General features: G+C 38.2%; 25 protein-coding genes and 1 riboswitch. All 25 genes read left to right on the plus strand.

Annotated elements, in window-relative coordinates; all coding sequences use genetic code 11:
* Positions 1 to 3 precede the first annotated feature (3 nt).
* The 25 genes from ABH968_RS09150 to ABH968_RS09270 all read left to right on the plus strand — a co-directional run bounded on the left by ABH968_RS09150 (position 4) and on the right by ABH968_RS09270 (position 25,035).
* The gene (locus ABH968_RS09150) at positions 4 to 1,056 is read left to right on the plus strand and encodes an LLM class flavin-dependent oxidoreductase (RefSeq protein WP_370043751.1); all 1,053 of its coding nucleotides are present in this window, start codon (positions 4 to 6) and stop codon (positions 1,054 to 1,056) included.
* 447 nt (positions 1,057 to 1,503) lie between these two features.
* Positions 1,504 to 2,565, plus strand: coding sequence for a YeeE/YedE thiosulfate transporter family protein (locus ABH968_RS09155; RefSeq protein ID WP_370043752.1), 1,062 nt, complete (start codon positions 1,504 to 1,506; stop codon positions 2,563 to 2,565).
* 17 nt (positions 2,566 to 2,582) lie between these two features.
* Positions 2,583 to 2,807, plus strand: a complete 225-nt coding sequence (locus tag ABH968_RS09160) for a sulfurtransferase TusA family protein (protein ID WP_370043753.1) — start codon at positions 2,583 to 2,585, stop codon at positions 2,805 to 2,807.
* A 270-nt stretch (positions 2,808 to 3,077) separates the two neighbouring features.
* Complete coding sequence (locus ABH968_RS09165; RefSeq protein ID WP_249074807.1) at positions 3,078 to 3,338, plus strand: metal-sensitive transcriptional regulator; 261 nt, start codon at positions 3,078 to 3,080, stop codon at positions 3,336 to 3,338.
* A gap of 44 nt (positions 3,339 to 3,382) precedes the next feature.
* Positions 3,383 to 3,724, plus strand: a complete 342-nt coding sequence (locus ABH968_RS09170) for a rhodanese-like domain-containing protein (RefSeq protein WP_370043754.1) — start codon at positions 3,383 to 3,385, stop codon at positions 3,722 to 3,724.
* Positions 3,725 to 3,736: 12 nt separating this feature from the next.
* Positions 3,737 to 4,033 (plus strand): rhodanese-like domain-containing protein, encoded by a 297-nt coding sequence (locus ABH968_RS09175; RefSeq protein ID WP_370043755.1) that lies wholly within the window; start codon positions 3,737 to 3,739, stop codon positions 4,031 to 4,033.
* 78 nt (positions 4,034 to 4,111) lie between these two features.
* Positions 4,112 to 4,666 carry a sulfurtransferase TusA family protein gene (locus tag ABH968_RS09180; RefSeq protein WP_370043756.1) on the plus strand — a complete coding sequence of 185 codons (555 nt, stop codon included), beginning with the start codon at positions 4,112 to 4,114 and terminating at the stop codon, positions 4,664 to 4,666.
* A 13-nt stretch (positions 4,667 to 4,679) separates the two neighbouring features.
* The gene (locus ABH968_RS09185; RefSeq protein WP_370043757.1) at positions 4,680 to 5,075 is read left to right on the plus strand and encodes a DsrE/DsrF/DrsH-like family protein; all 396 of its coding nucleotides are present in this window, start codon (positions 4,680 to 4,682) and stop codon (positions 5,073 to 5,075) included.
* A gap of 87 nt (positions 5,076 to 5,162) precedes the next feature.
* Positions 5,163 to 6,296: an MBL fold metallo-hydrolase gene (locus tag ABH968_RS09190; protein WP_370043758.1), complete on the plus strand. Its 1,134-nt coding sequence runs from the start codon at positions 5,163 to 5,165 to the stop codon at positions 6,294 to 6,296.
* Positions 6,297 to 6,556: 260 nt separating this feature from the next.
* On the plus strand, positions 6,557 to 6,784 hold the full coding sequence (locus tag ABH968_RS09195) for a sulfurtransferase TusA family protein (protein ID WP_370043759.1): 228 nt from the start codon (positions 6,557 to 6,559) through the stop codon (positions 6,782 to 6,784).
* A 113-nt stretch (positions 6,785 to 6,897) separates the two neighbouring features.
* Entirely contained in the window at positions 6,898 to 7,674 is a 777-nt protein-coding gene (locus tag ABH968_RS09200) for a sulfite exporter TauE/SafE family protein (protein WP_370043760.1), read from the plus strand.
* A gap of 13 nt (positions 7,675 to 7,687) precedes the next feature.
* Positions 7,688 to 8,392 carry a DsbA family oxidoreductase gene (locus ABH968_RS09205; protein WP_370043761.1) on the plus strand — a complete coding sequence of 235 codons (705 nt, stop codon included), beginning with the start codon at positions 7,688 to 7,690 and terminating at the stop codon, positions 8,390 to 8,392.
* Positions 8,393 to 8,617: 225 nt separating this feature from the next.
* Positions 8,618 to 9,568, plus strand: a complete 951-nt coding sequence (locus tag ABH968_RS09210; RefSeq protein ID WP_370043762.1) for a c-type cytochrome — start codon at positions 8,618 to 8,620, stop codon at positions 9,566 to 9,568.
* A 379-nt stretch (positions 9,569 to 9,947) separates the two neighbouring features.
* The gene (locus tag ABH968_RS09215) at positions 9,948 to 11,936 is read left to right on the plus strand and encodes an ABC1 kinase family protein (RefSeq protein ID WP_370043763.1); all 1,989 of its coding nucleotides are present in this window, start codon (positions 9,948 to 9,950) and stop codon (positions 11,934 to 11,936) included.
* A gap of 488 nt (positions 11,937 to 12,424) precedes the next feature.
* The gene (locus tag ABH968_RS09220; RefSeq protein WP_370043764.1) at positions 12,425 to 13,645 is read left to right on the plus strand and encodes a C40 family peptidase; all 1,221 of its coding nucleotides are present in this window, start codon (positions 12,425 to 12,427) and stop codon (positions 13,643 to 13,645) included.
* A gap of 592 nt (positions 13,646 to 14,237) precedes the next feature.
* Positions 14,238 to 14,786 carry a hypothetical protein gene (locus ABH968_RS09225; protein ID WP_370043765.1) on the plus strand — a complete coding sequence of 183 codons (549 nt, stop codon included), beginning with the start codon at positions 14,238 to 14,240 and terminating at the stop codon, positions 14,784 to 14,786.
* A 226-nt stretch (positions 14,787 to 15,012) separates the two neighbouring features.
* A riboswitch (cobalamin riboswitch) is annotated at positions 15,013 to 15,214 on the plus strand.
* A gap of 194 nt (positions 15,215 to 15,408) precedes the next feature.
* A complete protein-coding gene (locus ABH968_RS09230; protein ID WP_370043766.1) occupies positions 15,409 to 15,951 on the plus strand; it encodes a hypothetical protein in 543 nt (180 codons plus the stop codon).
* A gap of 1 nt (position 15,952) precedes the next feature.
* Positions 15,953 to 16,915, plus strand: coding sequence for an ABC transporter substrate-binding protein (locus tag ABH968_RS09235; RefSeq protein ID WP_370043767.1), 963 nt, complete (start codon positions 15,953 to 15,955; stop codon positions 16,913 to 16,915).
* A 378-nt stretch (positions 16,916 to 17,293) separates the two neighbouring features.
* Positions 17,294 to 18,061, plus strand: coding sequence for a tyrosine-protein phosphatase (locus ABH968_RS09240; RefSeq protein WP_370043768.1), 768 nt, complete (start codon positions 17,294 to 17,296; stop codon positions 18,059 to 18,061).
* A 272-nt stretch (positions 18,062 to 18,333) separates the two neighbouring features.
* Positions 18,334 to 19,719: an MATE family efflux transporter gene (locus ABH968_RS09245; protein WP_370043769.1), complete on the plus strand. Its 1,386-nt coding sequence runs from the start codon at positions 18,334 to 18,336 to the stop codon at positions 19,717 to 19,719.
* Positions 19,719 to 20,555: a putative RNA methyltransferase gene (locus ABH968_RS09250; RefSeq protein ID WP_370043770.1), complete on the plus strand. Its 837-nt coding sequence runs from the start codon at positions 19,719 to 19,721 to the stop codon at positions 20,553 to 20,555. Before ABH968_RS09245 ends, ABH968_RS09250 begins: the two co-directional genes overlap by 1 nt.
* Positions 20,556 to 20,634: 79 nt before the next feature.
* The gene (locus ABH968_RS09255) at positions 20,635 to 21,243 is read left to right on the plus strand and encodes a lysophospholipid acyltransferase family protein (protein ID WP_370043771.1); all 609 of its coding nucleotides are present in this window, start codon (positions 20,635 to 20,637) and stop codon (positions 21,241 to 21,243) included.
* 58 nt (positions 21,244 to 21,301) lie between these two features.
* On the plus strand, positions 21,302 to 21,766 hold the full coding sequence (locus ABH968_RS09260) for a low molecular weight protein-tyrosine-phosphatase (RefSeq protein WP_370043772.1): 465 nt from the start codon (positions 21,302 to 21,304) through the stop codon (positions 21,764 to 21,766).
* 501 nt (positions 21,767 to 22,267) lie between these two features.
* Positions 22,268 to 22,987: a YebC/PmpR family DNA-binding transcriptional regulator gene (locus ABH968_RS09265; RefSeq protein ID WP_370043773.1), complete on the plus strand. Its 720-nt coding sequence runs from the start codon at positions 22,268 to 22,270 to the stop codon at positions 22,985 to 22,987.
* Between the two features lie 752 nt (positions 22,988 to 23,739).
* Positions 23,740 to 25,035 carry an arsenic transporter gene (locus tag ABH968_RS09270; protein WP_370043774.1) on the plus strand — a complete coding sequence of 432 codons (1,296 nt, stop codon included), beginning with the start codon at positions 23,740 to 23,742 and terminating at the stop codon, positions 25,033 to 25,035.
* Positions 25,036 to 25,181 lie beyond the last annotated feature (146 nt).

Consider the following 25,181-nt stretch of genomic DNA (forward strand, 5'->3'; position numbering starts at 1 on the left):
TGAATGGAATTTGTTATTTGGGGCTCAAATTTAGCGGGTGGGTTTTTACGATCTAGGATAGAGCAAAATACAGAAGGAGGCTTTGAGTACAATAAAACATTGATAAAATTAGCTGAAAAGTTAGATATAAATGCTGTTTTATTTCCGATTCGATATATAGGGAATATTGGTGGTAATGGTAGTGCTGAAGAAGGACAGCTGGATGCCCTAACGATTGCAGCAGCGTTATTTGCTGAAACGAAAAATATTCACTTTATAGCAGCTGTTTTGCCTGGGTTCATCCATCCAGCAACTTTAGCCAAAATAGGTTCAACGATAGACGTCATTTCAAATGGGAGATTTCATATTAATTTAGTGAGTGGCTGGTTTAAAAAAGAACAAGAAACCTTTGGTATTGAGTGGATCAACCACGAAGATCGCTATCGACGTTCAACAGAGTATTTAGAGGTATTGAAAGGTCTTTGGTCACAAGATAACTTTAGCTACGAGGGCGATTTCTATACAATTAAAAATGCGACGCTTACACCAAAATCAATTCAAAAGCCATATCCTCCAATTTATCAAGGTGGTAATTCAGAGGACGCTCAAGTTATGGCAGGCGCACACAGTGATGTTTATTTTATGAACGGAGCGCCGATTGTAGAGTTGCAAAAACAGATTGAAAATGTAACTGAGATTGCGAAAAGAAAGAGTCGGACGATAAAATTTGCTGTTAATGCATTTGTGATTGCCCGTAAAACTTCTGAAGAAGCGTTCCAAGAATTCCAATCTATTATTGACCATGCTGATGAAGAAGCAATCCTGCAGTTCCAGAATCGCAAAGAAACGTTAGGGATGTGGAAAAATGCCACTCAGTTAAGTGATTTTGTAGCTAATAATGAAGGTTTTCGTACAGGGTTAATCGGTAGTTATGATGAAGTAATTGCTAAATTACAAGAATTAAGTAGCATTGGTATAGAAAAAGTGCTAATTACTTTTAAAGAACCGTTAAAGGAATTACCTGAATTTCATAAACATATTAGTACAAAACTAAATCACAGTATTTTTAACCCTTAAAACATTGTAATTCTATAGGTTAAATACAAAATGGAGGGATGCACTTCCTGAAATCGGCTTAGGAATTAGGCAAACTTTTATTTTTGCATAGCGTACAATTCCTTGGTAATCATACTGCGAAAAAAATTGATAAACGATCATTATAAGAAACCTTTACAAAAAAATTATTAGCAGAAAGAAGTTGAAAATTTACATGAGATGGGCGTGAAAGACGAAAAAATTCATTATGAATTCTTTGGTCCGGCCATGCAATTAACAAAATAAATAAATAGATGAACCCTTGTTATAAGAAGCAGTTTTCTGCACTTGTAGCAGGGGTTTTTGTGTGCATAGGTTTGAAAAAATTATTAGATTTTTCATAGTTATTAAAAAAGTAATTGAATTCTTAGTAAAACTAGTGGTAATATACCCAATAAGAATACTAAGGTATTGGAAGGGGAATGATAGATGGGTCAAATGATTATTACGGGACTTATTTGTGGAGCTTTACTTGGATTTGTTATGCAACGTGGTCGTTTTTGCTTGACTGGCGGATTCCGCGATATGTATTTGACAAAAGATAACCGTATGTTTTACGCATTACTTATTGCGATAGCAATTCAAAGTGTTGGTGTATATACATTAATTAGTTTAAAGGTATTTGAATTCAGTGCTGGTTCTTTACCAATCGTAGCTGTTATTGTTGGTTCATTTATTTTTGGAGTGGGCATTATTTTCGCTGGTGGTTGTGCAACAGGGACTTGGTATCGCGCAGGGGAAGGTTTAATTGGCAGTTGGATTACATTAGCTGGTTATATGCTTGTAGCAGCAATGGTGAAATCAGGCGTACTGTTGCCATTGGATAAGGCTATTAAAGAAACGAGCATTGAAAGTAATTCTATTGCCGAGACGATTGGCGTAAACAACTGGTTGATTATAACGATTTTTGTAGTAGTTGTAGCATATATCGTTTACCGTGAGCTGAAGAAGCCACGATTGAAAATCCCGGGGTTAAAGCCGAAAAAAACGGGATTAGCACATATTTTATTTGAAAAACGTTGGCATCCATTTATAACTGCAACAATTATTGGCGTGATTGCAACTTTAGCATGGCCATTAAGTGTTGCTACTGGTCGCATAGGTGGGTTAGGCGTTACAACACCTTCTGCTAATATTTTGCAATTTTTGGTGACTGGACAAATTAGCTTCATCAACTGGGGTGTTTTCCTAGTACTAGGGATTTTCTTAGGATCATTATTCGCAGCAAAAATGAGTGGTGAATTTAGATTCCGTATTCCAGATACAAAAACAGCGATTAACAGCTTTTGCGGTGGACTTTTGATGGGATTCGGCGCAGGTTTAGCAGGAGGTTGCTCAATTGGTAATGGATTGGTGATGACAGCGATGATGACTTGGCAAGGTTGGATTTCATTAGGGTTTATGATTTTAGGTACATGGACAGCATCTTACTTTGTATTCGTTCGACCAAGTAAAAAAGCTAAGCAAGCTGCGCAAGTAATAACAGCGTAAAAAAGGAGCGTTTTCATATGAAAAGAACATTAGAAGTAATGGGGATGGTTTGTCCATTTCCTTTAGTAGAAGCAAAAGAAGCTATAAAAGACTTAAATTCAGGCGATGAATTAGAAGTGCAATTTGATTGTACACAAGGTACAGAATCCATTCCTCGTTGGGCTGCTGAAGAAGGGCACGAGGTAACGGAGTATGAACAAGTTGGCGAAGCTGCTTGGACAATTACTGTTAAAAAGAAATAAGCCTTCATAGCAATGTGCTATAAAGTCTATTTAAGCGAGAAATTCGATGATGAAATCATCGAATTTCTCGCTTTTTTTATAAAAGAAAGAAAAGAAGATAAGGATGATGACCTGATATTGACGGGATAAAACGTTGATACAAGAGAAAAAAACATTGTAACGATGTATAAGAAAAAATTAGAACTTTCATGTTGACATTATACCTAATGGGGTATATTATGAATCTCGTAAGTGAGTTCAATCAATCGTTTTGGAAGGGAGCGTGATAGTATGGCTTACGGTACAAAAACAGCTAATCGTGTGAAGCGAATAGAAGGTCAATTGCGTGGCGTTTTACGCATGATGGAAGAAGAAAAGAACTGTAAAGATGTGATTACACAGCTATCTGCGGTGCGTTCTGCGGTTGATCGGACTATCGGAGTAATCGTTAGTGAAAATTTACTGGAATGTGTAACGACTGCTGAAGGGGATGCTGAAAAAGTGAATACGGCCATCCAAGAAGCAATGGATTTAGTTGTGAAAAGTAGATAATTATTTATATACCCTTAACAGTATGGATAGGAGGACGAATTATTTTGGAAATGTGGATTATTATTGCTTTTGTAGTTGTACTTTTAATTTGGCGCATGAAACCGACAAAAGGAGTGCGAACTATCTCGACAGCACAATTAAAAAACATGTTGAATGATAAAGACAAAGTATTCGTGGATGTTCGAACATCAGCTGAATATAAAGGTCGTAACATTCCGCAATTCAAAAATATTCCACTTGGTTCAAGCTTCGATAAATTACCGAAAGATAAAGAGATAGTGGTCATTTGTCAAAGTGGAATGCGTAGTAGTCAAGCATGTAAGCAATTAAAAAAACAAGGATTCGAGCGTGTTACAAATGTCCGTGGTGGCATGAGCGCGTATTAGGAGGAAAATAGCATGAAGGAAATTTCAGCAAAAGAAGTACAACAAGCTTTAGAGCAAGGTCAGGCAATAAATTTAATCGACGTACGCGAAGTAGATGAAGTGGAGGCAGGACACATACCTGGCATTATTCATATCCCACTTGGCTTACTTGAATTTCGTATGCATGAGCTAAATAAAAATGAACCATATGTTATGGTCTGTCGATCAGGTGGTCGAAGTGGTAGTGCTACTCAGTTTTTAGAAAGCAAAGGCTTCGATGTATCCAATATGGTTGGTGGCATGCTTGCTTGGGATGGTGAAGTAAAGTAAGAAGAGGCGGGGAACCTGTAGCGCTTGCTATATTTTTTTAGTAAAAATAATACCCATATAGGTATGTAGGAGGGAATTATGAGTATTAAGGCAGATTTTCAGCTAGATGCCAAGGGGCTTTCTTGTCCTATGCCGATTGTTAAAACGAAAAAGGCGATGGCTGATTTAGTAGATGGTCAAATTTTAGAAGTATCAGCAACAGATAAGGGTTCGAAGGCAGATATTGCTGCATGGGCTGAATCTGTGGGTCATCAATATATTGGGACAGTGGAAGAAGAGAGTGTGCTTAAACATTACATTCGTAAATGCTCAGATGACACAATGGATGAGAGAACATTTGAACAGACAATTGAGTTAGAAGAGGTTATGGGAAAAGAAGGTCTTATTCTCGATGTTCGTGAGGAGGCGGAGTTTGCTTTTGGTCACATCGAGGGAGCGAAGTCTATTCCGATGGGGGAACTAGAAGCTCGCCTTTCTGAGCTTGATAAATTGCAAGAGATATATGTCGTTTGTCGAACTGGGAAGCGTAGTGATTTAGCTGCTCAAAAGCTTGCGGCACATGGTTTTACAAAGGTATTTAACGTTCTTCCGGGTATGACATCCTGGACGAAAGATATAACTAAAAACATTTAGGAGGAATTAATTTATGTCTAATAAAGTAGCGATAATTGCAAGTAACGGTGGTCTTTTCGATGCGTATAAGGTGTTCAATATTGCAACGGCAGCGGCGGCTACAGAGAAAGAAGTAGCCATCTTCTTTACATTCGAAGGGTTAAATTTAATTCATAAACAAGGAATGCGTGCTTTACCTATGCCTGCGGGAGCGGAGCATTATGCAGAAGGGTTTGCTAAAGCTAATGTACCAGCAATTCCGCAATTAGTGGAGATGGCACAAGAATTAGGTGTGAAATTTATCGCGTGTCAAATGACTATGGATGTAATGAGTTTAACGACAGATGATTTTATTGAAGGTATCGAGGTTGGGGGAGCTGTGACGTTCTTAGAGTTTGCAAAAGATGCAGCACCGTCATTAACATTCTAGTTAATATAATTGATTTAAACAGCTATACCGGCGGAGAGGACAGTCCTTTCCGCTAAAAAAACCAATAAATTAATACCTTAGGGGGTAATGGAAGTGTCGGTTCTAAAATGGAGCGCAGCACAGGTAGCGAAAAAAGTAATTAATAATGAAGAATTATTTATTTTAGATGTTCGAAATGCGGATGCGTTCGAAGATTGGAAAATTGATGGCCATAAATTTGAATACTTTAATATTCCGTATTTTGAGCTATTAGATGGCGTCGAGGATATTATACCGAAGATTCCAGCGGATAAGGATGTGTTAGTTGTTTGTGCGAAAGAAGGATCATCGCTGATGGTAGCTGAGATGTTATCAGAAACGGGACGTACGGTGGCTTATTTAGAAGGTGGAATGAAAACGTGGAGTGAATATTTAGAACCGATTAAAGTTGGAGATTTAACAGGAGGTGGTGAGCTATATCAATTTGTCCGTTTAGGGAAGGGCTGCCTTTCTTATATGGTCATCTCTGAGGGTGAAGCAACGATTATCGATGCTGTGCGTTTTACTGACGCATTCACAAGCTTTGCAGAGGATAAAAACGTAAAAATTAAACATGTATTCGATACTCATTTGCATGCTGATCATATTTCTGGTGGACGACATATAGCGGCTACTACTGGTGCGACGTATTATTTACCACCAAAAGATGCAGAAGAGGTTGAGTTTGACTATACACCTTTACTTGATGGAACAACTGTACAAATTGGCGCCTCTAAAATTGACGTAGGAGCGATTTATTCGCCTGGTCATACAATTGGTTCAACGTCATTTGTTGTGGACAACAAGTATTTATTAACTGGAGATATTTTATTTATTGATTCAATTGGACGCCCTGATTTAGCGGGTCTTGCAGAAGATTGGGTTGGTGATTTGCGCGAAACACTTTACAATCGATACAGAGAATTATCGGATGATTTAATTGTTTTACCGGCTCATTTTATGATTATTGATGAACTAAATGAAGATGGAACTGTAGCAAAACATCTTGGGCAATTATTTGCCGAAAATCACGGCTTAAATATTAAAGATGAAGCAGAATTCCGAAGTGTCGTAACAGAGCATTTGCCTCCACAACCAAATGCGTATCAAGAAATTCGTCGAGTAAATATGGGTAAGATTACCCCAACGCAGGATGAACAAACAGAGATGGAAATTGGTCCGAATCGTTGTGCAGTTCGATAGTCCGTTTAACTTCTTTCAGCGGGAGCCCCCCACCTCTATAGGTGGTGAGATGAATGCGGTTTTAAAGTCACTTTTCAGCCGATTCCGGACTCAATTATGCCGAGGCATAATTGATAAGATAGAAATGCAATGCGTACGCATGCATGGTTATAGCATGTAAATACCGCGAAGCGAAGGCGCTCATCCTTCGTAAAGTCGTGAAAAAACAAACAGAACCGGCAAAATCGCTTACAACCTTTGCCGTTCTAAAGGAGAAAAATATGAAATCAAACTTACAACTAGATGCAAAGGGTTTATCTTGTCCAATGCCTATAGTGAAAACAAAAAAAGCTATTGATACATTAACTTCAGGGGAAATTTTAGAGGTTCAAGTAACCGATAAGGGAGCTTTAGCGGACATCCCTGCTTGGGCAAAAGCTGGCGGTCATACAATTTTAGACAAATCTGAAGACGCTGGTGTCATTACATTCTTTATTCAGAAAGCTTAAAACTGGTGAGGGTTGTCTCTTCTATTTGAAGTTTAGAGCAACCCTCCTTTCATTTAATATTGGTGGAAATGATAATGTCCTTAAGGTGAAGTAGCCAGAAAGAAGGGAAAAAGATGGATTTAGCATGGATCATTACAATATTTTTGATTGGTTTTGTCGGTTCGTTTGTATCAGGTATGCTAGGAATTGGCGGGGCAATTATAAAATATCCAATGTTATTATATATCCCACCTTTACTTGGTTTTGCTGCATTTTCGGCACATGAGGTATCGGGTATTAGTGCAGTAGAAGTGTTTTTTGCCTCTGCTGCTGGGGTATGGATGTATCGAAAAGGCGGTTATTTAAATAAATCACTGATTATATATATGGGTGGTGCCGTATTAGCAGGAAGCTTCATCGGTAGTTATGGCTCCAAATTTTTATCTGAAGTGGGAGTTAACATCGTTTATGGTGTATTGGCATTGATTGCTGCAGTGATGATGTTTATTCCTAAAAAGCAAATTGACGACAAACCATTAGACGAAGTAACGTTTAATAAACCGATAGCAGCTGTTTTAGCGTTTATTGTTGGTATTGGATCGGGGATTGTTGGGGCAGCTGGTGGTTTCTTGTTAGTACCTATAATGCTAGTAGTATTAAGTATACCAACACGTATGACAATCGCTACAAGCCTTGCTATTACCTTAATATCCTCAATAGGCGGGACAATTGGAAAATTGATGACGGGACAAGTTAATTACTATCCTGCGTTCATTATGATTATAGCTAGCCTAGTAGCTGCTCCACTAGGTGCAAGAGCAGGGAAAAAATTAAATACAAAAATTTTACAAGCTATGTTAGCGATGCTAATATTGGCAACTGCTATTAAAATTTGGATGGATATATTGTAGGAGGCGGTAGTAAATGAAAATTGAGGTTTTTTCGGATTTCACATGTCCGTTCTGCTATATTGGCAAACGAGAATTGGAACGTGCCATTGATTTAGCAGGTTATTCTGGGCAGGTAGAAATTGACTACAAAGCATATCAAATTGGTCCAGAAACGCCTAAGAAAGATGCACCAACTTTATATGAGGGTATGGTTGCAAAGTTTGACTCCACGATAGAAGAAGTAAAGAAAATAACTAAGGATATAGCCATGCGGGCTGAAGAGGTTGGCTTGCATTACAATTTTGAAGAAATGAAAACAGCCCATACTGAAAAAGCTCATCGATTGGCAAAATGGACAAAGCAGTTCGGTAAAGAGTCTGTCTATACGGAAGAGCTTATGAGGGGTTATTTTACGGAAGGAAAAGACTTAAACGATGATAGGTTTTTGTTAAAAGTCATTGGAAATTTAGACTTAGATGTTGAAATAGCAAAGGGTGTTCTGGCATCAAACGATTTCAGTGAAGCTTTAGACAGAGATCGATATGATGCCCAACAATTAGGTGTGCAAAGTGTTCCGTTCTTTGTTTTTGAAAATCGTTACGGTATTAAAGGTGCAGAGCCGAATGAGGTTTTTGTACGAACTTTGCATCAAGCGGCAGAGATAGCGGGTATTCAGCCGGTATTAAAGATGATAGGTGATGGTGAAGCTATTTGTGCTGATGGTGAATGTAAATTATAAGGGAACGCTATAATGCCGGGTGCAATGCTGTGCTCGGCATTTTTATATTAGGAAATAGTACATACTACAAGAGGTATTAAGTCTCGTTTAATGTGTTATAGAACAAAAGAATTCATAATTTTATCCGCTAAATGATTCTATTTACGCGAGGTGTGAGAAAATTCACATCGAAAAATATGCTATTTTGCTAAAATATAGGTGATTATACAAAGGGGGGTATTGTAGATGAAACCTATAGTAGCAGGAGTAGCGGGGACAGTACTGTTAGCAGGTACACTTTTTGTGGGGGCAGTCATTAGCGACAAAATTTTAGGGGATGCTAAAGGAGAAAGCAATGAAGCCGCTGTACAAACAAAAATACCAACATCAGCAGCTGCTCAGTCAGTTGTCTATGCGCCGCCAAGCATTGAAGAAGTACCAGATGGGCCTATGAAGGAAGCGATATTATATGGCTATGAGCTTGTAGATAATACACATGTTGCTGCAGAAGAATATGTTGGGAATCAATTGTCTTGCACAAGCTGTCATGCAGGAGCAGGTTACGATGAGCAAGTTTCGTCATTAGTAGGTGTTATGGCGAATTATCCTCAATATATTGCACGCTCAGGTGATATTGTAACGATTGAGGAGCGTATTAATGGTTGTATGGTTCGCAGTATGAACGGAAAGAAATTTGACATGAATAGTAAAGAGTTAGAAGCGATGGTCTCGTACTTTGCCTATATTTCAGAAGGTGTACCTATCGGGGCGGAGCGTGAATGGGTAGGTACAAGTACTATGAAGAACATCCCTATACCGGATGTTAAGAACGGTGAGGAAGTATATGCCCAGTCTTGTATCGCTTGTCACGCAGTTGATGGCTCAGGCACGGGTGCTAATACAGGTCCGGCGTTATGGGGTGAAAACTCATTCAATGATGGAGCGGGAATGGCGAGACTGTCGAAAATGGCCGGCTACATTAAACATAATATGCCAGTCGGTACAGCTGGTACTTTGACAGATCAAGATACCGCTGATTTAGCAGCCTTTATTTTATCGCAGGATCGACCTGAATGGGCAAATCATAATAAAGATTGGCCAAAAGGCGGACGTCCCAATGATATTATGAATAAAGAAAAACGGGAACAAGTTAAAAATGGCACAATAAATTGGGAGCAAGTACTTTCCACTAACTAAAATGAAGAGAGGCCATCCCTTGTAAATTCAAGGGGCAATAATATATCTCGATTTACCTTTAGATAATTTTTGTCTAAAGGTATTTTTTTATCTAAAGATGGAAATCTACATCTGAGGCTGTATATATGCACGGTATCCTTCGATTTCTATATTTAATAATTATTACAGATTTTATGCTCATCACAAAAAATTATGGATGACATTATATAAGTTGATTGGAGTGGAGACTGGGCGACTCCTTGGGGATCAGCAATAGAGGAACGAAGGCTAAAACCATCACGTCCTGTGATAACGCCTTCTGTTTCTATACATTAAAAGAAGTAAAGGACGTAATTTGTTATACTAGCAGTATTAGGAAGTAGCATCGGAGGTGACGCTGTTGATTTTTTTGAAATTTTTAATCCAAATCATTGTTGTATCAGGGCTTATTTATTTTGTAAGTGGTCGACTAATTGGTTCAAACATTAATTTTATACGTAGGGTTCTTTCTGTAGTTATTAGTGTGACGCTAACGTCCTTTGTTTACTGGTATACCTATTTACGTCATACAGACTTTTTAAACGAACCAATGATGCAAACAGTGACAGAGGTCAGTACACTTGTTTGGATTGGCTGCATGCTACTAATTTCGATGCTGCTCTATCTCGTTTTTGAACTTTTCGATCCAAGTGGTATTACAGCTAGAGATCGTCGGAATGGCAAAAAAAATTTATTATTGCGCCTTCGTAGCTACTGGCGACAGCAAAAGCGTTTGCGTCAGGTGTTAAAAATAGCAGTGACAAATGGCGTTGTTCAAACGATTAAATACACAAGACAACGAGAAAATGAAAAGGAGCTTGCCATTGCTTTAAGGGTCACTTTGGAGCAATGTGGTGGGATATTTATTAAATTTGGTCAGGTACTTTCTACTCGTAAGGAACTGTTTTCGCCTATCTTTATTGACGAGTTAGAGAAGTTACAACATAGTGTGAAGCCATTATCGTCAGAGCAGGTAACACAAATTTTAGAAGATTCACTTCCGAAGCCTGTGAACGAAATATTTGAAAGCTTTCAAATGGAGCCTATTGCGGCAGCATCTATTGGACAAGTACATAAGGCACGATTGAAAAATTTTGATGAAGTTGTGGTGAAGCTACTACGTCCAGAAGTGAAGGGAATCATGCGAGACGATCTCGATATTTTGGAGGAATTTGCTAATTGGCTTTCAAACAAGTCTACATGGGCTGAGTCACTTGGTTTTCGAGAGCTTGCTAAAGGGTTTGGCGATGGGTTACGCGAGGAAATTCATTTAGATATTGAGGCTCGAAATACATTGCAGGTGACGAAGGCTCTTACCAAAAGCGATTATAAGGTGAGGATTCCTAAAATCTATACAGAATATTGTAATGAAAATATTATTGTCATGGAATATGTACGGGGGAAAAGCGTTGCAAATGCTGAGGCTGAATTTAATCAATTAAAAAATAATCGTAGGCAGTTTGCACGGACTGTTTTATACTCCTTCATTGAACAGATTCTCTTTTCGGGTATATTTCATGCAGACCCACATCCAGGGAATATTCATATTGATGAGATGGATGGCACACCGATCCTTCTTGATTTTGGGGCTGTTGGCCGTTTGGGAGCTACACAACAAGAGGGCTTAAAGCTAATTTTAATGGGGATTCATCTAAATGATTCAAGTACTTTATTTGACGGCTTAACATTATTGGTTGAAAATGCTGATCATGCAGATCGTGCAAAGATAGAGCAAGCAATTGATCAAATTCTCTTGAAAATCTCTTACGTGGATCGAATTCCAACAGAGGAATTAATACATGCGTTATTTACGGTTGTTCGTGATTTCGGTCTTGCTTTCTATCCAGCAGTAGGTTTAGCGCTGCGTTCATTAGTAACATTGGAGGGGACATTACGGGTAATTGACCCAAGTTTTGATATTTTTACGGAAGCGAAAGATTTTTCATCTGCATATATGCGCGCAACATTCCTGAAGCCATTTAAAGAACCGATGGCAACAAAGGAACGTTTACAAGAAGAATTAGCAATGCTTATTCCGACATTGCGCAAAATGCCAAGACGAGTTGACCAGCTCATTCAACGGGTGGAGAGCGGAAAAATTATCTTACATCACGATGTTTTTTCGGATGAGGATAATGCTCGTTTTATTACAAATTTGTTTTCCCGTTTCGTCTTACTTCTCGTAGGTATTACCTTTGGCATTATTTCTGTAGCACTTTTAGCAATCTCACAATTTATTCGTGACACGTACGCTGTTTACTTAAATACAGCCGCATATTTAGGATTATTTTTATGTGCCATTCTTTTAGTACGGCTTTCTATCCAAGCGCTACGTTCTATGAGGCAATAGGAAGCGCCAACTCGGAGTGAAAATCAATCTTTGTTTATTGAAACACATTATTTATATCTATTCTTTTGTCAACAAACTGAGGTAGGGGAATTGCTCCCTTACCCTTTTTTTATTTTAACTTCTTACAGCGGGTGTCCAAACATCCACTGTAAGAAGTTAAAGCCGATTCCGGACGCAATTATGTCGAGGCATAATTGATAAATGTTCTCGAGAAATATTACAAAAACATTACAAAACAAATAGTGGGTCTAATGGTAAAACAGTTGAAAACGTTGTTATGTAGAACAAAACGTTATTTTGTAGAATATATATGAATTTGCGTGAATGTTACAAGAATGTTTCGAGTTTTACTAAACGATTAAAAAGACGTGAAATAGTATAAAAGTTATGCTAATAATGCTAAACTTTAAAAGGCTAATAAAATATAAGAATAAATAAAAGAAATCGTTCCAGTGATTACATTAAAATACTAAGAGCGAAATTGACTAGTGAAGGGAAAGAATAACGTGGGTAAGCGAAATAAATGGCGTAAGTCGATGGTGCTAGCATTAGCACTAGCTGGCGGCTTATTATTTAATACAGTTCAACCAACTATAGTGCACGCAGAAGAAACATCTCAACAAATGATTGATAAGAAAGCTAAAATAGATACAGAGGTTAAAAAGCTTCAAGACGAATTAACTAAACTACAAAAAGAGATCGATGAAAAAGTAAAAGTATTTAACAATGTACAAGCAGATATTAAAGAAGTTGACGCAAATATTGTAGATACTAAAAAACGTATTGAGCAACGTTCAGCGATTTTAAGTGATCGTATGGCTGCATACCAAGCTCAAGATAATACTGTGGGTATTTATTTAAGTGCTGTTCTTGAATCAAAAAGCTTTGCAGATTTAATGGACCGTGTCGTAGCGGTTAAAACATTAATGGATGCTGACCAAGAATTAGTAGATCAACAAGAAGCAGATAAGGCTAACTTAGAGAAACAAAAAACAACATTAGATGAAAAACAAAAAGAGCTTCAAAAGCAATTCCAAGAGCTTCAACAAAAGGAAAGCGAAATGGAAGTAAAAAAAGCTGAAAATGAAGCGAAATCTCTTGCATTAAAGGCACAAATTGCAACGAAACAAGAAGAAGAACGTTTAGAAGCAGAACGTAAAGCAGCAGAGGAAGAAGCAGCTCGTTTACGTGCACTTCAAGCAGCTACTCCAGTTGTACAAGCAACAAACAACAATAGTAACAGTAACAACAATAGCAACAGCAACGCTAACAATAGTAGCAAAGCTAACAACAGTAGCAAAGCTAACAACGAAAAATCACAACAAATCGTTATTGGTTCAGGATCAGGCACTGCATCTTCAGGTGATGCTATTTCAACTGCAAAGCAATTCCTAGGCCGTAGCTATGTTTGGGGCGGAAGTAACCCATCAACAGGATTTGACTGTTCAGGTCTTGTACAATGGTCTTACAAACAATCAGGCGTATCTTTACCACGTACAGCATCACAACAATATTTAGCAACACAACGTATTTCAGCAAGTGAAGCACGTGTAGGTGACCTAGTATTCTTCAGCTATGGTTCAGGCATAGCGCATGTAGGTATTTACTTAGGGAACAACACGATGATCGATGCTCAAAATAAAGGTGTTGTCATTGAATCACTTGATTGGTGGAATCAATATTTAGTAGGCTTCGGTCGTATTCAATAAGCCTTACTATCTATATAGACGATTTAAATAGCGAAAAGGTCATCTTTGTAAAAAAATCACAAAGATGGCCTTTTTTATTATTTGACGGTATTTAAGGTCCTGCGAGTAAACCCATCACGCAACCGGTATGGTGATCCATTAATTTAGGGTCGACTACTCGACGAATAATGAGTAAAATAACATCTAGGATGAATAAATTTACATAAGTAGATATATTTACTACTATAGCCCTAGTTACTGAAATGATAATAGGGCCGAGAGAAGGAATATCACTAGTTATCCATATAATGATTGCCATCGTTATTGTGTATTTTGGTTGGGTTTTAAAAGAAGGCAAATAAGTGTGACATCTCCAATAATAAAGCTAACGTGTAAAATGTATCTTTATATAACTGAAAGAAATGTTCCCCCCTTGCATGTTGAGCCTCATTTCTGATAATTTTGAAATATACAATACGGGAGCTTGCTTTGAAATTAAAATCATTTGCGACTTTAATTTCGTAGTAGTAAAGTAACGAATAATAGAAATCAAGACAACACTTACAAGTACACCATTTTTTACGTTCTGAAACAATAAAGGTAGGGATGAATCATGGAAAAAGAGATTTTGCAACTTTTTAGTAATTTAACAGAGCGTGACCGTGATATACAATACAAATCATACGAAGGATTAATGAAAATTATGCAGGAACCAGTTGATTGGACATATTCAGTTTGGGAACAACTTGTTCAGGCTCTTACATACAAAAACGAACATGTGCGTGCAAGTGCTGCACAATTTTTATGCGCATTGGCAGCAAAAAGTGATCCTGAAGAAAGAGTATTAGAGGACTTCTTAAAGATTTGGGCCGTAACGTATGATGAAAAAACAGTGACTGCGAGGCATACTTTACAGGCAATTTGGAGAATAGGTTTAGCAGGGCAGGTACAAAGAGATTTAGTCGTTTCATATTTGGCGAAAAGATTTCAAATATGCTTAGACGAAAAGAACCCGACATTAATACGCTATGATATTATTGTATCCTTTAAAAAGTTATTCGATGCAACGAATGACCCAAAACTACTAGAGATTGCACAGCGTTTAATTGAGGAAGAGAGAGATGTTAAATTCAAAAAGAAATATAAGAATGCCATCCGTTAAAAGTTATGAAATGTCTATTTTTTGCGCAATACCTTCGTTAAGAAATAGTTTTATAAAGTATGAAAAAATAAAACGACAGCACGATCAGGATGAATACCCATGGGGGCAGTGAAAATATCCGCGTGCAAAAGGTAATACATGCATGATTTTTATCCATCGTATTTGTTTATTCAAATTCCACGGCTATTTTTTCCTATCAATCTATGTTAAACTGCTTTACAAGTGAATAATTCTTGCAGAATAAGGGTGCTGAACTATAGCATAATCGGGAATTCGGTGAAAAACCGAAGCTGTTTCCGCAACTGTAAGTACAGGAATCATAAAGATATACCACTGTCGAATTATTTGATGGGAAGGTTTTTTATGACTCACAACGTGATTGAATGAACTGTACAAGCCAGGAGACCGACCTTTGTTTGAACGTATAGATAACTCTTCGGAAGCTAGGAGAATATGCGGCAAATACATAGGCTATGTCGTATCAATGCGACAATTTTTATGTTATTTTCGTTGTTTCCTTAGGAATGGAAACAACGTTTTTTTATGTACACTTATAATTCACCTGATGAAATCCTAAGGAGGGTGTTAAAGAATTTTCACGAAGGAAAGCGGGGACTTAGATTTGAAAAAAGATGCACGTTATTCTTGTTATCCATTTATGCGTGAAAAGGCATCAACGGTAGATTTTGAAATTCGAACGGATAGCCTTACAACACATATTGGCGTCGCTTTGGCGTCGGTAAAAAAGGAAACGGTAGAGGTAGTAGCAGATGATTTACTAGCCATTTTACCAATGGCTTACCATGTAAATGGCTCAGTCCGAGGTAAATTAGCGGTAACCGAAGATGATTTGACTTGGCTCAGTGATCGCTATGATTTCTATGTTAGTCATGTTAAGGAGGAAATACAAAACTTTGTATTACCTCAAGGGACAGAGGCTGCTACTGCATTACATTTATGCCGTAGTGAGGCGAAAAAATCATATCGCGTTTTGCACATAGTATCTGAAGAACGGGAAATACCTGCTATTCTCTTTGATTATTTAGGATTACTAGCCAATGTATTTTTTGTAATGGCTGTCTTTATGAATCAGCGGGTTGGTATTGCTGAAATACCGTTTATTAGTAAGTCATACCCGATGAAAACGAAAAAGGAGAATCAATGAAATGAAGAAAATGTTTAAGCTACAATGGCTTTCTGTGTTAATGCTAGCACTCGTATTAGTTGGCTGTGGCACGAAAGAGGATACTAATAAAGAGACTATTTCTAAGGAAGATCAACAAGTTGAGAAAACTAGCTATAAAGTTAAGGATGACCGCGGCGTAGAAGTAGAGTTTAATGCCGTACCTAAAACTGTTGTTTCATTGCAACCAAGTAATACAGAAGTTCTATTTGCTCTAGGTGTGGGTGATAAAATCGTTGGTGCAACTGAGTATGATACGTATCCAGAAGAAGCGCAAAAAATTGAGCGTGTTTCTGATTCTGTAAAATTCAATAGTGAGCGTATTTTAGCGTTAAAGCCAGATGTCGTTATTGCCTATACAACTGGAGGCGATGATGAAAATTTAAATGCCTTAAAAGGTCTCGAAGACGTAGGTATTAAAGTGTTTGCCATTCAATCAGCTAAATCATTTGATGATGTTTATGGGGATATCCAACAAATCGCAACGGTTATGGGAATCAAAGATAAAGGCGACAAGTTAAATGAAGATATTAAAGCTAAAATTGCGGCAGTTCAAGCGAAAGTCAAAGATGTGAAAGAGCCAAAAAATATCTATTTCGAAATTAGTCCAAAGCCAGACATATATACACCTGGTTCTGGTACATTCCAACAGGAAATTTTAAATGCTGCAAATGTTAAGAACGTTTTTGCTGACCTCAAAAGCTGGGCAAAGGTATCTGAGGAAGATATTATTGCGAAAAATCCAGATGTCATTTTAACAACAGTAAACTATGTGGAAAACCCAACGGCAGAAATCCTTTCTCGTGATGGATGGAATTCAATCACTGCCATTCAAAATAAAGCGGTTTATTTTATAGATACTGATATTTCAAACCGTCCGGGCCCACGTATTGGCGAAGCTGTTGAGTTAATAGCAAAAGCAGTATACCCTGAGTTATTTAAATAGTCTATTTTGAAAAATAGTATTTTGGAGCTGTCCTTTATCAAGGGCAGCTTTTTTTGATGGGTGATAGTGAAATGCTCTGGTAAAAACCCGCCCCACTTTGATGGAGGACTAATCGGGAAAGTGATCGGGTAAGGTGGATAACTGCTCCGCTTTGAAGGAAAAGTGATCGGGTAAAGAGAAACCCCGCTCCGCTTGGATGAAGAAATGATCAGGTAATACGGCCCCCCGGCTCCGCTTCGATAAAGATAACGTTCAAATAAATCCCCTTATCGCTCTCTAAGTAGTGTATAACATTCCATAGTGCGAAAATTGGTATTATATCGAATTGTTCGATAAAATAGAGATAAGAATGCTTGCTAACAGAGAGAGGTGCAGTGAGTGAAACAGTTTGATATGAAGATTACTTCGTTTGAGGCAGTTTATAATTTCCGTGATATGGGTGGTTATAAGTCGAGAGATGGGCGTGCTATTAAGAATGGTTTGATTTATCGTTCAGCAGCACTTGGTAAAATGACGAAAGCAGATAAGGAGCTATTTGAAACGCTAGGTGTGAAAACAATTTTTGATTATCGAGACAACCATGAGGCTCAAAATAATCCTAATCCGGTATTCCCGTATGCCAAGTATATTCAAATACCAGCAAAGGGAAATCATGCTTTTGAGATGCCTACAAACACTGGTGGAAAAGATTTTTATAAGGTTGTAAGCCCAGAGATGTTCAGAGAATTTTATGCACAAATGCCTTTTAATAATGCCTCGTTCAAGGAGTTAATAGCAACGATTCAACATCCTGAAAATTTAGGGCTTGTTCATCATTGTGCGGTCGGGAAGGATCGAACAGGTATTGGCAGTGCACTTATTTTACTTGCTTTAGATGTACCTGAGGAAACGATCATGGAGGACTATTTAGATACAAATGTACATCTACGTCCCTTAGTAGAGCGAATGGCTCAGACAATTCAGCAAGATTATAGCGAGCGAGAATTACAGCAATTTTATGCCTTAATGTCTGCCCGTGAGGACTATTTACAAGCAGCATTTGATGCAATGGATAACCGATATGGCTCTAAGGCCACTTTTTTAGAGCAAGAGTTTGGCTTAACAACAGAAAAACGTATGCAATTGCAGGACCATTGCTTACTATGATAAGAAACCCTTTCACATAAAATTGTGAGAGGGATTTTTTGCTTATTATACTAGCTTTACATATTCTTTTAAGGTTTCATTATAAAAACTCTTTACACCCTATAAATCTATGATAAGATACTATATATTTTTATCCCGCGTTAACGGGCCGTAATATATTTGTACCGAAAGTGAAGCGTCAGGTACAAAACTCCCGCCTCAAAATTGGTAAGTGGAAGATTAACTGCCCGTAAAATCTATCTTTATGAAGCGTATAGGAGAAGTGAAAAGTATTGGCAGATACATTAAAAGAAAGTGATATACAAGAGACAGATAAGTTAAGTTTGTTCCATTTAACGTGGCCGATATTCTTAGAAGTATTTTTATTTATGTTAATGGGACTAGCCGATACATTTATGCTCAGTGCTTTATCAGACAATGCTGTATCAGGAGTTGGTGCAGCCAATCAATATATTCATATTGCAATTTTAATACTTGAAGTAGTTGGTAATGGTGCTTCCATTGTTGTATCTCAATATTTAGGTTCAAGGCGCATTTTTGAAGCTGCGAAGATTTCCGCTTTAGCAGTAACGATGAATTTGGTCGTTGGACTAATGATGAGCGTCGTATTTTTCTTTTTTTCAAGTCATTTAATGTCCATGATGAACTTGCAGGGGGAAGTGCTTAAATACGCTCAAAGCTATTTAGTAATCATAGGAAGCTTTATTTTTTTACAAGCAATTATAAATGCGTTAGCAGCGATTATCCGTGTACATGGATGGACAAAGCAAACGATGTATGTATCATTAGGTATGAATGTGCTACACGTTGTATTAAACTACGGTTTAATCTTCGGTAATTTAGGATTACCGGAGTTAGGTGTAAAAGGAGCTGCTATTTCCTCAGTTATAAGTCGTGGATTAGCAATTCTCGTGTTTTTCTGGCTGTTTTATCAAGTCATGGATGTTAGAGTGAAGCTAGAATATTATTTCGAGTATTCCAAGGAATATGTTCGAAAAATATTAAATATAGGCTTACCGTCAGCATTTGAGCAGGTGCTTTATCAGTTTTGTCAGATTGTCTTCCTTTATTATGCAACGTATTTAGGCTCAGAGACACTTGCTGCAAGACAGTATGCCATGAATATTTCGATGTTTACGTATTTATTTGCGATTGCAATCGGGACAGGCACGGCTATAATTATTGGGCGAAATGTCGGTGCTGGTAAAAAAGATCAAGCCTATCATCAGCTTTGGTCAAGTGTACGTGCAGCTTTTGCCTTTACGATAACTATGGTTGCTGTTGTGACGATATTCCGTAAGCAACTTATGCACGTTTTTACTGATAATCCAGAGGTCATAGCCATCGGAGCATCTGTCCTAGCATTAAGTATTCTGCTTGAAACAGGGCGTACGATGAATATTGTAGTTATTAACTCATTGCGTGCCTCTGGGGATGCAAGATTCCCGGTGAAAATCGGTTTCTTATCAATGGTATGTATGAGCCTCCCGCTCGGCTACTTGTTTGTATTCGTTTTAGATTGGGGTTTAGTAGGTATTTGGCTAGCGATTTCGGCAGATGAATGGATGCGAGCCATTATCGTATACTTTAGATGGAGAAGTCGTAAGTGGGAGCGTTTCGCGCTTGTTTCACCTACAGAACAGAAGGAGGCAAATTAATGGGAGCACTTTCTAAAAGAGCTGCAGGGGCAGCCTTAATGGAGAAAAATATAACGCTTTTTGCTTGTCCAATTTGTCAGGAGTCAATGGATGTTTTTGAGCAGGGTAGATTAGTATGTTCCTCAAATCATTCTTTTGATATTGCCAAGCAGGGTTATGTCAATATGCTGACACATGGTGCTGTTTCTAAGTACAGTAAAGATCTCTTTGAATCTAGAAAAGCGGTTATTGATAGTGGTATCTATGATTTAGTAGAAGATAAAATCGGAGAGGTAATTGCTAACGCAGAAACCGTGCTGGATACAGGCTGTGGTGAGGGTTCACATTTAGCCCGTATTATGGAAGGGCAAAAAGGTAACTGTATTGGCATTGGTATTGATATAGCGAAAGAAGGCATACTTGCTGCATCCCGACATTATCCAGAGCAAATTTGGTGTGTTGGTGATTTAGCGAAAAGTCCATTTGCAAGATCAAGCTTCGATGCCATATTAAATATTTTATCGCCCGCCAATTACGAAGAATTTAAACGTCTATTAACTCACAATGGTTGTGTTGTTAAGGTTGTCCCTCAAAGTGGGTACCTACATGAGCTTCGAGCACAATTATATGCGGACTCTACTAAAGAGTCGTATTCGAATGAACAAATAGTTGCTCGCTTTAAAGAAAGCTTTGATGATGTTAGTGTGGAGCGTATCACTTATACGGTACCATTAGCTACAGAGCTTGTACCAGCACTACTTGAAATGACACCGATGGGCTGGCATAAAAAAGAGGAAGCCAATATCGAGTTAAATGAAATTACGATTGATGTTGATGTATTAGTGGGAAGAGTCTAGTTATTTCACCTGCAATTGCAGTATACTGGTCTTTTCGATTACAATGGAAATAACTATTGAATAAGGTAGGAATGAAACAGTGTATAAATTTATAGCAAATCTTGTCAAAGTGATATTAAAATTAACGGGTTCAAAGGCGCGTGTATATGAGGAGCAAAACTTACCGAAGGAAGGTGGGTTTATTATTGCATGTACACATACGGGTTATGTTGATATTTTAAACCTTGGGGTTTCAATGTCTCCTCGAGAAATTCACTTTATGGCTAAAAAGCAATTGTTTGATATTAAAGGCATTGGTTGGCTTATAGAGCGTTTAAATGCCTTTCCGGTTGACCGTGACAATCCAGGACCAAGTGTTATTAAAATCCCTTCACAGTTATTGAAAGAGGGTAAAATCGTAGGGATTTTCCCATCTGGTACACGAAATGCAGAAGGATCGGATTTAAAGCAAGGTGCGATTACAATAGCACAGCTGTCAAAAGCGCAAATTGTACCAGCCGCTTATGTTGGTGCGCGTAATGCTGGTGATGTCTTGAAGCGTGGAAAGGGTTATCTAATTTATGGAGAGCCATTTTATGTGACAGGCAAGGGTAAAGAAGGACGCGAGGAGTTTACACAACGTCTTGAGCATGAACTGACGGCTTTAACAGAGGAATTAGAAAAGCGAATTGTGGCAGAAAAGAAATGACTTAGAAGGCACTCAGGATCGATTGATTTTGAGTGCTTTGTTGTAGGAGGATATAGAAATGATTCGAGTGCTTTTTGTTTGTTTAGGTAATATTTGTCGCTCGCCAATGGCTGAAGCGGTCATGCGTGATTTGGTAGGGAAAGAGCATTTGAATCATAAAGTCGAGGTAGATTCAGCTGCAACAAGCTCTTGGCATATTGGCGAACCACCTCACAGAGGAACACAAGGTAAGCTAAAAGAATATGGCATCTCAACAAAGGGTATGCAAGGCCGACAATTACAAAAGGCTGACTTTGAAAATTTTGATTACATTATTGGCATGGATGAAAGCAATATACACAATATCCGAACGATGCTTGGCAATCCTGATTCTCCAAAGATTTTCCGCTTTTTAGATTTAACTGACCATCGAAAAGACGTGCCTGATCCATACTATACAGGAGATTTTCAAGAAACCTATGATTTAGTTTTAGAAGGCTGTCATGCACTAATAGAAAAAATCAAAGTGGAAAATCAATTGTAAAGTGCCTCTAAGTGAAACATTTTTCTGGACCACACCAAAAGTTGAGGATGACATTTAAAACGTATGCTATGTATATAAGTTGATTGGAGTGGAGGCTGGGCGACTCCTTGGGGATCAGCAATAGAGGAACGAAGGCTAAAAGCATCACATCCTGTGATAACGCCTTTATGACCAACCTCGTGTTGGCCCGAGACCCTGCAGCGAAGCGAAGCGGCTCATCGGACGCCCCCAGGAAGCTCTGCTCTGCGCGAAAGCGAAGCGGCAGCAACAAAGCGCCCAGCTGGAACGGAAATCAACCACACGTTATGGTGATGATCTGATTTTTTTACAATTTATTCTTTAGAAAACGACCTTAAACATTGGCATATCTAGCTTTGTAAGCATCATTTGTGTTATTATTTTCAGAGTAAAGATACGAGAAGTATTTAATTACCATTTACAGATGTGCAGCTGCGCATCTATGATTTTTATAAACTTATAATTTGAAAGAGAGTGGAAACAATGGGTCGTAAGTGGAACAATATTAAAGAAAAGAAAGCGTCTAAAGACCAAAGCACAAGTCGTGTGAATGCAAAATTCGGACGTGAAATTTATGTGGCAGCTAAATCAGGCGAACCAGATCCTGAGTCAAACCGTGCCCTTAAAGTTGTTCTTGAACGAGCAAAAACATATAGTGTTCCTAAACATATTATTGAAAAAGCAATTGAAAAAGCGAAGGGTGGCGGCGATGAAAACTTCGACGAATTACGTTATGAAGGTTTCGGACCAGCTGGTACTATGTTAATCGTTGATGCTTTAACAAATAATGTTAATCGTACTGCTTCTGATGTACGTGCTGCATTTGGTAAAAATAATGGGAATATGGGTGTCAGTGGATCTGTTGCCTACATGTTTGATTCAACAGCAGTTATCGGTTTAGAAGGTAAATCAGCAGATGAAGTTCTTGAAATTTTAATGGAAGCAGATATTGATGCTCGTGATATTCTGGAAGAAGATGAGACTGTCATTATTTATGCAGAGCCGGACCAATTCTTTGCTACACAAGAAGCACTAAAAGCAGCTGGCGTTCAAGAATTTACAGTAGCAGAGCTTTCAATGCTTCCTCAAACAGAAGTAGCATTAACGGGTGACGACGTTGCGAAATTTGAAAAACTAATTGATGCATTAGAAGATTTAGAGGATGTCCAAAACGTTTACCATAATGCTGATTTAGGCGAATAATATAAACATATAAAACCAGTAGCAATTTAAAGCTACTGGTTTTGTCTGTAGAAAAAACGATACTCCTGATGGCATAAAGTTATATGGTAATAGGCTTTTCTTGGATATAAAAATAATAATCAAACATATCCTATTATTATTTAGGCTGAATCTCTTTGATATTTTAATCCATACTATTTTGGTTCATCTTGTCTACTCATAATAATGATGAGGAGCCGTTGATTTTTCACGGAGAGTGGCAACTCCAGCGGGATGAGCCTGCGCTGAAAGCCCCGCAGGAACGTAGTGACGAGGAGATTGAAGCCAAGCCCGCGGAAAGCGCCAACTCGGAGTGAAAATCAACCTTTGTCTATTGATACACTTTAATTTATTCTTTTATCGACAAACTAAAACCAATAGCAAATAAAGCTACTGGTTTTTAACTTCTTTCAGCGGGTGTCCAAACATCCGCTGAAATAGAGGAACTCAGTCTAAGAACGCCACGTCCTGTGGCAACGACTGAGTGACCAACATCACGTTGGCCCAAAGCCTCCGGCGGATGTCACGGAATCGGAAAGGAGTCCTTAGAGGATGTTAGCTTAAAATCATCGCATCCATGCGATAACGGCTAACTGACCTGCATCGGTAAAAACGCCACGTCCTGTGGCATTACCGAAATGACCGACATCGTGTCGGCCCTCGTGCAGGCCTAAGCGCAAAGCCGATTCCGGACGCAATTATGCCGAGGCATAATTGATTTAGGGAGGAAAACGGTGCAAGCTCTTTTAGCGATTGCTATATTTATAGTAACTTTATTTTTTGTAATAGTGCAGCCTCGTAAAATATCGATCGGCTGGTCTGCTTGTATTGGTGCTGCAATTGCGTTGACGCTCGGAGTTGTTACTTGGCAAGATGTTGTTGAGGTAACAGGGATCGTTTGGAATGCAACGTTATCGTTCATAGGAATTATTTTTATTTCACTTATTTTAGACGAAATAGGCTTCTTTGAATGGTCTGCCTTACATATGGCACGTGTGGCAAAGGGAAGTGGTATCCGCTTATTCATTTATCTTTCCTGTCTAGGCGCTATTGTTTCAGCATTATTTGCAAATGATGGTGCAGCTTTAATACTAACACCAATTGTTCTAGCGATGATCCGTAAGTTAAATTTAACCGATAAAATGGTCTTTCCGTTTATTATTGCAAGTGGATTTATAGCAGACACAACATCATTACCGTTAGTCATTAGTAATTTAACGAATATTGTGTCGGCAGATTATTTCGGTATTGGATTTATGGAATATTTCTTACATATGATAATACCGAACTTAGTTTCTTTACTGGCAAGCATTGTTGCACTTTATATTGTTTTTCGCCGTTCGATTCCAAAAGAATATTCACTTGAGGCAGTAGGTAATCCAAAGCTTGCAATTCGGGATTCGAAATTATTTTTGTTATCATGGTATGTTATAGCAATTTTATTAATTGGTTTCTTTATGAGTGAGTTTTTCAAAATTCCTGTGTCATTTATTTTATGTGGTGTAGCAGCTATCTTTTTCCTACTTGCACGACGTAGCAATATTGTAGATACAAAGAGAGTTGTGAAAGGGGCACCATGGAATATTGTGTTCTTTTCTATCGGTATGTATGTGGTTGTATATGGTTTGAAAAATGTAGGAATGACAGGATTGCTAGCGAGTCTATTAGAGCACGCAATACAACAAGGGCTGATGGTAGCGACGATAACGATGGGGTTTGTAGCTGCGATTTTGTCAGCTATTATGAATAACCTACCAACTGTAATGATTGATGCATTAGCTATTGCTGAAACTAGTGCAACTGGCATTATTAAAGAAGGTCTTATTTATGCAAATGTCATCGGCACTAATTTAGGTCCTAAAATGACACCGATTGGCTCACTCGCAACATTGTTATGGCTCCATATATTGAAGCAAAAAGGAATTAAAATTGGCTGGGTTCAGTATTTAAAAATAGGTATTGTTCTAACAATCCCAACTCTTCTCGCTACTTTAATAGCTTTAGTGGCTTGGATTATGATCATATCATAGTCGAGCGATAAAAATAAAAAAACTATTTTTCTATAAGGCATATCCCTGTAGAAAGATAGTTTTTTCTGTGATTTCAGTTCATTGGTCGCCCCCAGGAAAGCGCCCCAGCCTACCCATCCACGTTATGGTGATCAAGTATATCTGGG

It is taken from the genome of Lysinibacillus sp. RC79 (genome assembly GCF_041262405.1).
Lineage (GTDB): Bacteria > Bacillota > Bacilli > Bacillales_A > Planococcaceae > Lysinibacillus.

Bases quoted from the DNA above. Each gene is read 5' to 3' on its own strand.
- ABH968_RS09200 (WP_370043760.1), top strand. From the start codon at position 6,898: ATGGATTTAGCATGGATCATTACAATATTTTTGATTGGTTTTGTCGGT.
- ABH968_RS09185 (WP_370043757.1), top strand. From the start codon at position 4,680: ATGTCTAATAAAGTAGCGATAATTGCAAGTAACGGTGGTCTTTTCGAT.
- ABH968_RS09250 (WP_370043770.1), top strand. From the start codon at position 19,719: ATGGGAGCACTTTCTAAAAGAGCTGCAGGGGCAGCCTTAATGGAGAAA.
- ABH968_RS09175 (WP_370043755.1), top strand. From the start codon at position 3,737: ATGAAGGAAATTTCAGCAAAAGAAGTACAACAAGCTTTAGAGCAAGGT.
- ABH968_RS09165 (WP_249074807.1), top strand. From the start codon at position 3,078: ATGGCTTACGGTACAAAAACAGCTAATCGTGTGAAGCGAATAGAAGGT.
- ABH968_RS09210 (WP_370043762.1), top strand. From the start codon at position 8,618: ATGAAACCTATAGTAGCAGGAGTAGCGGGGACAGTACTGTTAGCAGGT.
- ABH968_RS09195 (WP_370043759.1), top strand. From the start codon at position 6,557: ATGAAATCAAACTTACAACTAGATGCAAAGGGTTTATCTTGTCCAATG.
- ABH968_RS09260 (WP_370043772.1), top strand. From the start codon at position 21,302: ATGATTCGAGTGCTTTTTGTTTGTTTAGGTAATATTTGTCGCTCGCCA.
- ABH968_RS09265 (WP_370043773.1), top strand. From the start codon at position 22,268: ATGGGTCGTAAGTGGAACAATATTAAAGAAAAGAAAGCGTCTAAAGAC.
- ABH968_RS09235 (WP_370043767.1), top strand. From the start codon at position 15,953: ATGAAGAAAATGTTTAAGCTACAATGGCTTTCTGTGTTAATGCTAGCA.
- ABH968_RS09155 (WP_370043752.1), top strand. From the start codon at position 1,504: ATGGGTCAAATGATTATTACGGGACTTATTTGTGGAGCTTTACTTGGA.
- ABH968_RS09225 (WP_370043765.1), top strand. From the start codon at position 14,238: ATGGAAAAAGAGATTTTGCAACTTTTTAGTAATTTAACAGAGCGTGAC.
- ABH968_RS09160 (WP_370043753.1), top strand. From the start codon at position 2,583: ATGAAAAGAACATTAGAAGTAATGGGGATGGTTTGTCCATTTCCTTTA.
- ABH968_RS09150 (WP_370043751.1), top strand. From the start codon at position 4: ATGGAATTTGTTATTTGGGGCTCAAATTTAGCGGGTGGGTTTTTACGA.
- ABH968_RS09205 (WP_370043761.1), top strand. From the start codon at position 7,688: ATGAAAATTGAGGTTTTTTCGGATTTCACATGTCCGTTCTGCTATATT.
- ABH968_RS09180 (WP_370043756.1), top strand. From the start codon at position 4,112: ATGAGTATTAAGGCAGATTTTCAGCTAGATGCCAAGGGGCTTTCTTGT.
- ABH968_RS09190 (WP_370043758.1), top strand. From the start codon at position 5,163: ATGGAAGTGTCGGTTCTAAAATGGAGCGCAGCACAGGTAGCGAAAAAA.